Source organism: Rhodopseudomonas sp. B29, assembly GCF_000333455.1.
In the GTDB taxonomy this organism is placed as follows: Bacteria; Pseudomonadota; Alphaproteobacteria; order Rhizobiales; family Xanthobacteraceae; genus Rhodopseudomonas.
Window position 1 is genome coordinate 1 of the sequence record NZ_BADD01000537.1, and the last position, 6,773, is coordinate 6,773.

General features: G+C 64.5%; 6 protein-coding genes. All 6 read left to right on the top strand.

Annotation, left to right across the window (positions count from 1 at the left end; all coding sequences use genetic code 11):
* The coding region (locus I5M_RS18950; protein ID WP_022722834.1) for an aldehyde dehydrogenase family protein at window positions 1-1,147 on the top strand (1,147 nt) is incomplete at its 5' end.
* 18 nt (window positions 1,148-1,165) lie between these two features.
* On the top strand, window positions 1,166-2,806 hold the full coding sequence (locus I5M_RS18955; RefSeq protein ID WP_022722835.1) for a GMC family oxidoreductase: 1,641 nt from the start codon (window positions 1,166-1,168) through the stop codon (window positions 2,804-2,806).
* A gap of 276 nt (window positions 2,807-3,082) precedes the next feature.
* Complete coding sequence (locus tag I5M_RS18960; RefSeq protein ID WP_022722836.1) at window positions 3,083-4,567, top strand: amino acid permease; 1,485 nt, start codon at window positions 3,083-3,085, stop codon at window positions 4,565-4,567.
* Between the two features lie 219 nt (window positions 4,568-4,786).
* Window positions 4,787-5,182: a DUF2946 family protein gene (locus tag I5M_RS18965; protein WP_148287902.1), complete on the top strand. Its 396-nt coding sequence runs from the start codon at window positions 4,787-4,789 to the stop codon at window positions 5,180-5,182.
* A 170-nt stretch (window positions 5,183-5,352) separates the two neighbouring features.
* The gene (locus tag I5M_RS18970) at window positions 5,353-5,994 is read left to right on the top strand and encodes a DUF1007 family protein (protein ID WP_022722838.1); all 642 of its coding nucleotides are present in this window, start codon (window positions 5,353-5,355) and stop codon (window positions 5,992-5,994) included.
* Window positions 5,991-6,773, top strand: a 783-nt coding sequence (locus tag I5M_RS30115; RefSeq protein ID WP_022722839.1) for a nickel/cobalt transporter, incomplete at its 3' end; no start/stop codon positions are given. The genes I5M_RS18970 and I5M_RS30115, both read left to right, overlap by 4 nt.

Here is a 6,773-nt window from a genome sequence, read left to right on the forward strand (position 1 = left end):
GCTTGACAGGCAACCGCTCGGCGGCATCGGCTCGATGTTCGAGGTGCAGCGTTCGGTCGGCTGGAGCCGCTACACGTCGAGCCTGTCGCTAAAGCCCGAAGTTCTGTCGAGCGGCGAAGGCGGAAACGTCCAGAAGATCCGCAAGCCGCTCGGCGTCGTCGGCTCGATCACGCCTTGGAACTGGCCGATGCTGATCGCGGTCTGGCACATCCTGCCGGCGATCCGTTGCGGATGCGCAGTCGTGTCGAAGCCCTCGCCCTACACGCCGCTGTCGACGCTGCGGCTGGTCGAACTGATGAACAAGGTCCTGCCGCCCGGCGTGGTCAACATCGTCACCGGCAGCGACGGCGACGCCAAGCTCGGCGCGCTGATGTCGGCGCACGACGGAATCCGCAAGATCGTATTCACCGGCTCGACCCCGACCGGCCAGGCCATCATGCGGTCGGCCGCCAGCACGCTGAAGCGGCTGACGCTGGAGCTCGGCGGCAACGACGCCGGCATCGTTCTGCCAGACGTCGATCCGCAGGCCATCGCCGAAGGCCTGTTCTGGGGCGCGTTCATCAACGCCGGCCAGACCTGCGCGGCGCTGAAGCGGCTCTACGTCCACGCCGACGTCTACGACGCGGTGTGCGAGGCGCTGACCGCCTACGTGTCGAACATCCGCGTCGGCAATGGGCTGGACGACGGCACGGTGCTCGGCCCGGTCTCCAATCAGATGCAGTTCGACAAAGTGGCCGCGCTGGTCGAGAGCGCCAAGGCCAAGGGCCGCGTGCTGATCGGCGGTGTGCCGGGCCAAGGGTTGTTCTATCCGCCGACGCTGATCGCCGACCTCGACAACGGCGATCCTCTGGTCGATCAGGAGCAGTTCGGCCCGGTGCTGCCGATCATCAAGTACACAGATGTCGAAGCCGCAATCGCCGCTGCCAACGCCAATCCCGCCGGCCTCGGCGGCTCGGTGTGGTCAGGCGATCCCGAGAAGGCGCGCGCCATCGCCGCGCGGCTGGAATGCGGCACGGTGTGGATCAATCAGCACGGCATGATCCGCCCCGACGCACCGTTCGGTGGCACCAAGATGTCCGGCCTCGGCGTCGAATTCGCCCAGGACGGCCTGCACGAATACACCGATCTCCAGATTATGATCTCCTAAGAAAAGAGAGACAGCGACATGACCAGCAAGATGAACCGTCGCGAATTCATCGGCCGCACCGCAGTGGCCGCCGGCGTCATCACCCTCGCGGGCGGGCTGCCGGGCGCCTCGATCAACACCGCAGAGGCTCTCGACGCCAGCTACGACTACATCATCTGCGGCGCCGGCAGCGCCGGCTGCGTGCTCGCCAACCGGCTCAGCGAAAATGGCGCACGGGTGCTGCTGATCGAAGCCGGCGGACCAGATAACAGCGAGAAAATCTCGACGCCGATCCGCGTCATCGAATTGTGGAATTCGCCCTACGACTGGGCGTATTGGACGACGCCGCAGAAGCACGCCGACAATCGCAAGCTGTTCTGGCCGCGCGGCAAGACGCTCGGCGGCTCTTCATCGCTGAACGGCATGATCTACGTGCGCGGCGCGCCGACGGATTACGATCGCTGGGCGAGCTGGGGTAACGACGGCTGGGATTGGAAGAGCGTGCTGCCGTACTTCCTCAAGTCGGAGGACTACGACGGCGAGCCGTCCGAGTATCACGCCAAGGGCGGACTGCTCCACGTGACTTCGGAAATCCGCCCTCACCCGGTCAACATCGCCATGATGGAAGCCGCCGTGCAGGCCGGCCATCCGTACAATCCGGACTGCAATGGCCCGAGCCAGCTCGGTGTCGGCTTCTGCGATCTCAACACCCGCGACGGCCTGCGTCAGTCGACCGCCGTCGCGTTCCTGCGGCCGGCGCTGGAACGGCCGAACCTGACCTTGATCACCGACGCGCGCGTCCACAAAGTCGAGATCGAGAACGGACGCGCCACCGGCGTCACCTACATGCAGCAGGGGCAGATGCACACCGTCAAGGCGACGGGCGAAGTCATCGTGTCGGGCGGCGCGATCGAAAGCCCGCGCGTGCTGATGCTGTCCGGCATCGGCCCGCGAGCCCAGCTCGAAAAGATCGGCGTCGCGGTGAAGCACGAGCTGCCCGGCGTCGGCCAGAACCTGCACGACCACACGCTGCTGCCGGTGACGTGGGAGGCTTCCAAGCCGGTGCCGCCGCCGAACAACATGGGCGTGACGCCGCTGCACGTGCAGCTGTTCGCCAAGACCTCGCCGGACCGCCCCGAACCGGACATGCAGCCGCTCGGCCTGTTCGGGCCCTACTACGCACCGGAGCAGGATGCCTCGGTGAAGAACGCCTTCACCTTCAATGCCGGTGGCGTCAAGCCGACATCGCGCGGCGAAGTCCGGCTGACCTCGGCCGATCCGGCCGCGCCGATCGACCTCGACATCAACGTGCTCGCCACCGACTACGACATCAAGACGCTGGTGACCTGCATCAAAATGCTGCGCAAGATCGCCGACCAGCCGGCGCTGAAGGCCTGGATCAAACGCGAGATCTATCCCGGCCCGGCGGCAAAGACCGACGCGCAGCTCGCCGCCTACGCCCGCTCGGCGGTGATGTCGTATCACCATCAGTGCGGCACCTGTAAGATGGGCACCGACAAGATGGCGGTGGTCGATCCGCAGCTGCGCGTCCACGGCGTCGCCGGCCTTCGTGTGGTCGACGCTTCGATCATCCCCGAGGTGACCACCGGCAACACCAACGCGCCGGTGATCATGATCGCCGAGAAAGCCGCCGACATGATCAAGGCGGCGAAGGCTTAGTGCAGGCAAAGATGACGATCTCCGGTTGAATCGGACCTGGAGATCGTCGTCTTATGGTCAGCGCCGTCGTTGAGCCGAAAAGCGGCCACGTCTCCCGACGAAGCTCTCCCGAGGGCGACCGTCCTTTCAGACGACCCCTTGGGTCTCTCCCCGATCTTGCATTTTCACACCGAACACGACGACTGTTCGGCTGAAGCACGCAGCACGGCTGATCGGAACTTTGCGACCGCTGACGCGCTTGTTGCGTTGAGTTTCCGGCTCGGGGCGGGGTGCAGGATGGGAAATATCTGGGTTCGCAAGTCGCTGAAGACGCTTGAAGCGGAAGCGGCCGTGTCGGATTCTCCCGCAGCGGGCGCTCTGCATCTCAAGCGCTCGCTCTCCGCGCTCAACCTGGTCGCGCTCGGCGTCGGCGGCATCGTCGGCGCAGGCATCTTCGTGCTCACCGGGCACGCGGCGGCGGCGAACGCCGGGCCGGCCGTGTCGCTGTCATTCATGCTCGGCGCAATCGCCTGCGCCTTCGCCGGCCTGTGCTACGCCGAGATGGCAGCTGCAGTGCCGGTCTCCGGCAGCGCCTATACGTACGCTTATGCGGCGATTGGCGAGTTCGTCGCCTGGATCATCGGCTGGGACCTGATCCTGGAATACGCAGTCGGCGCCGTGACGGTGGCGATCGGCTGGTCCGGTTATTTCAACAGTCTGCTCGCCGATTTCGGCCTGCATCTGCCGGCCGCCTTCACCTCCGCCCCGCTCGCCTACGACGCCGCGACGCGGACGTGGGCGCTGACCGGTGCAGTGATCAACGTCCCAGCGATGGCGATCATCGTGGCGATCACCGGCTTGCTAGTTCTCGGCATTCAGGAGTCGGCGCGCTTCAACGTCGTCATCGTCGCTATCAAGCTGACGGTGATTGCACTGTTCATCGCCTTCGCGGTCACCAAGGTGAGCCCGGCGAATTGGGTGACCAGCACCAATCCTAATGGCGATTTCATCCCGCCGAACGCCGGCACGGGCGTGTTCGGATGGTCGGGCGTACTGCGCGGCGCCGCCGTGGTATTCTTCGCTTTCATTGGATTCGATGCGGTGTCGACAGCGGCGCAGGAAGCCAAGAATCCGCAGCGTGATATGCCAATCGGGATCCTGGGTTCACTGGCGATCTGCACGGTACTGTATGTCGCGGTCGCCTTCGTGCTGACCGGGATCGTGCCCTATGACCGGCTGAACGTGCCCGATCCGATCGCGATCGGCATCGACGCCGCCGGCATTGGCTGGCTGTCGCCGATCGTCAAACTCGGCATCGTCATGGGCCTGACATCGGTCATCCTGGTGTTGCTGCTCGGACAGTCCCGCGTGTTTCGCGCGATGGCTCACGACGGCCTGCTGCCGAACAGCGCCGCCACGACCCATCCGCGCTTTCGTACGCCCTACATCGCCAGCATCGCGGTCGGCGTCGTGGTCTGCGTTTTGGCGGGCCTGCTGCCGATCGGCCTCGTCGGCGAGCTTGTCAGCATCGGCACGCTGTTCGCCTTCGCCGTCGTCTGCATCGGCGTGCTGGCCATGCGCGTCAAACACCCCGAACAGAACCGCCCTTTCAGGGCGCCGGCGATCTGGTTTGTCGCTCCCGCCGGCGCGCTCGTGTCGCTAATTCTGATGCTCGGGCTGCCGCTCGACACCTGGATCCGGCTGGCGGTGTGGCTCGCTATCGGGCTGGTGATCTACGCCGTCTATGGCAGGCGTCACAGCAAGGCGGGAAAAGTCGCGTAGCCTCACAAGTCGGACGCGCATTTTTATCGCGATGCAACTAACGACCGTTTGACCTGCTCGGGACAATCGTCACTGATTTTCGAATTTCTCGACGCCCGCCTATCGAATGCCATGTTTCTCACATCGTGTGCGTCACGGGGACGCTGGTCGGACCGAGGACCGGCACACCGGGATTGAATCGAAGAGCTCCTGGCTCATGATGAAAGCGAAGCTGTCCTGGTGACACTGGGAGCAATCAGGACTGCGGATGGGGCGCGGCGAAGCATCGCCTGCGCCGCGTTGGCGGCTTTGCTTCTCCAGTTCCTGCTCGCGTTCGGCCATACTCACCTGCACGAGATCGGCGCCGTACATCACGGCATGATCGCCGCGACGGCGGCCCAACTCGACCCGGCGACATCGCCTTCCGTTCCCGGCGATCTGAGCGACGACGAAGATCACTGCAGCATCTGCTTTTCGAGCTTCCTGCTGTCGACAACGTTTTTGCCGGACGATGCAAACCAGGCTCTGGCGCACGACATCGTCCCGACCGAAACTCCGTCGGTTTTCAATCGACCCGCAACGTTCAAACAGCCTCGCTCGCCATTCTTATCCCGCGCGCCTCCGACAGTCGGCTGATGCCGGCGAATCTCGAGATCGCTGAAGGGCTTTGACGGAAGGCCTGAAGCGTTTTCCATTCGCTTGCCGGCACGACAAGCCGGCCCCGACGAGGGCGGCACTTTCCCGAACTACGCGCGACGACACTCCGCCCGCGGAGTGATCTGACACCTCATGATCGGTGATCGACGATGCCGAAGCTGCGTCGCCTCGGCCGCTTTGCGGCCGTTCTGCTTTGTCTCTACGCCGGGCGCGCCGCGGCGCATCCGCACGTCTGGGTCACTTTTCACAGCGACGTGGTCTACGCCGCCGACGGCAAGATGACGGGCGTGCGTCACATCTGGACGTTCGACGACATGTTCTCGGCCTACGCCCTGCAGGGAATCCACCACGCCAAGAAAGGCATCTATACGCGGGCAGAACTCGCCCCGCTGGCGCAGACCAACATGGATTCGCTGAAGGAGTACGACTACTTCACCTTCGCCCAGGCCGACGGCAAGAAGCTGAAATTTGCGCCGCCGCGAGACTACTGGCTCGAATACAGCGACAGCGCTTTGGTGCTGCACTTCACCCTGCCGCTGGCAACGCCGACGCCAGCCAAGATGATGAAGATCGAGATTTACGATCCCTCGATCTTCGTCGATTTCGAATTCGCCAAGGACGATCCGGTGACGCTCGAGGGCGGGCCGGGTTGTGCCGCTTCTTACGAACTTCCGCATGAGCCGACGGCAGCCGAGCAGCTCAGACTGAGTCAGCTCGACACGACGCCGCTCGACCCTTCGAGCACATACGGCGAGACCTTCGCCAACAAGATCCTGGTGAAATGCCCATGACCAAACAACGCGCCTTGTTGTGTCTGTTGGCCGCAGTCGCGGCTATCTCCATGCTCGACGTCGCCGTCGCACAAGCCTCGCCCTTCGGCGCCCCGCATCCGGCCGCAGCTCTGCCCGGCTCGGACTTCGCCAGTTGGATTTTCGCCGAGCAAGCCAAGTTCTATCGGTCTCTATCGGCTCACATCCGCGCCAGCAAGCAGGACGGCGCGGCGCGATGGAGCCTGTTCGCGATCTCGTTCCTCTACGGAATTCTCCACGCGGCCGGCCCCGGGCATGGCAAGGCGGTGATATCGTCGTATCTGGTCGCCAGCCGCGAGACATGGCGACGCGGCATCGTGCTGTCGTTCGCCGCGGCGGCGGTGCAATCGCTCGTCGCGATCGTCATCGTGGCGATCGCCGCGGTGCTACTCGGCACCACGGCCGCAGTGATCGGAAGCACGGTCCACATCGTCGAAATCGTCAGCTACGGCCTGGTGATCGCGATCGGGCTAAGGCTGCTCTATGTCAAAGGCCGTGCCCTGCTAATCGCCTGGCGCGATCTCGCTTGGCAGACCTCACCGGCGCTGGCGACGGCTCCTGCTTTCGCCGACACCGGTCTCGCATTTGCGCCTCCACAGACTGGTACTCTAACGATGCGCGCCGGCCAGTGCGGGGTTGCGGGCTGCTCCGAANCACATGGCTTTCAATGCGGCGGTGATCACGACCACCATCCATCGGCCTGGGGACACGCACATGCGCCCGAACCGGTCGAGCTGGCAGGTCCGGGCCGCTGGCGGCGG

Excerpts from the sequence above, each read along its gene's own strand:
- I5M_RS18955 (WP_022722835.1), top strand. The coding sequence starts at position 1,166 with ATGACCAGCAAGATGAACCGTCGCGAATTCATCGGCCGCACCGCAGTG.
- I5M_RS18960 (WP_022722836.1), top strand. The coding sequence starts at position 3,083 with ATGGGAAATATCTGGGTTCGCAAGTCGCTGAAGACGCTTGAAGCGGAA.
- I5M_RS18970 (WP_022722838.1), top strand. The coding sequence starts at position 5,353 with ATGCCGAAGCTGCGTCGCCTCGGCCGCTTTGCGGCCGTTCTGCTTTGT.